General features: G+C 48.8%; 1 protein-coding gene. It reads right to left on the bottom strand.

Annotation, left to right across the window (positions count from 1 at the left end):
- Positions 1-1,137 (bottom strand): hypothetical protein (locus KDK19_RS06000; RefSeq protein WP_257291548.1); only part of this gene is annotated, 1,137 nt, incomplete at both ends.

Genomic DNA, 1,137 nt, shown 5'->3' with positions numbered 1-1,137 from the left:
GCCCGCAGGCCTTGCAAAGGTCTTCCTCTGTGTCATCGAGCTGCTTGCCACTCATGTCCAGCAGCAGTTTTTCAGACCGTTTATAGTCGCCCGTTCTCTCCCAAAATTTCACCAGAGTCAGATCAATGCTAAGATTTCCAGAGCGTTTGCACAGCGCTTCCTCACCGGCGAAGAGGGACTTGCCGGCCATGTTCAACAGCAATCTTTCAGTCAGTGTATATTTGCCCAGCACCTCCCAATTTCTTGCCAGCACCACATCAAGATCTTTCTTCCCGGTAGGCTTGCAAAGACGTTCTTCGTTGTCATCGGGGTGTTTGTCACACATGTTCAGCAGCAGTCTTTCTGCCCACTCATAGTTGCCCATCAACTGCCAGAGTATGGCCAGGGCCAGATCCAGGACATGATCTCCACAGGGTTGACACAGGATTTCCTGATTTTGATTGAGCTCTTTACCCACCATGTTCAGCAGCAGCTTTTCGGCCATTTTATATTGGCCTATCTGCTCCCAGTGTCGGACCAGGGCCAGATCAATTTCATAATCTCCACAGGGCTGACAAAGGATTTCTTCACTGTTACCGGGGTGCTTGTGACTCATGTTCAGCAGCAGTTTTCCACAAAGTTCCAGCTTTTCCATGACCTGCCAGAGTAGGGCCAGATTCAGGTCAACCCCACGCTTTCCAGTGATCCTGCAAAGCCTTTCAATACTGTCAGTCTGATGCTTGTTACTCATGCTCAGCAGCAGTTTTTCAGCCTGCTCACTTTTTCCCATTAGCTGCCAGAGTCGTGTCAGTGCTATATCAATTTCATCATTTCCACTGGCCTTGCAAAGGAAATCCTCACCGTCACTGGCTTGTTTGTCACTGATGTCGAACAGTAATTTTTCAGCCCATTCATACAGGCCTCTCTCCTGTAAGAGCCTCATCAGGGTAATATTGACGACCTGGAGTCGTTTATGCAGTGTTTCTGCATTGCCAGGCCATTGATTCGACAGCAGCTTTCTGGTCAGCTCTGTTTTCATGTTCACCAGGAGTGTTTCAGTCATCTGATGTTTGTCCATCAATGACCACAGTCGGGCATTAGCCATATCAGCGTCAAAATAGCGGGAATGCTGGCAAAGGATCTCTTCATCAGCATCGG

The organism is Endozoicomonas sp. ONNA1 (assembly GCF_024606325.1).
Lineage (GTDB): Bacteria > Pseudomonadota > Gammaproteobacteria > Pseudomonadales > Endozoicomonadaceae > Endozoicomonas_A.
Note: the sequence above shows the minus strand (reverse complement) of the source record. Positions and strands in the feature narration are given on the sequence as shown.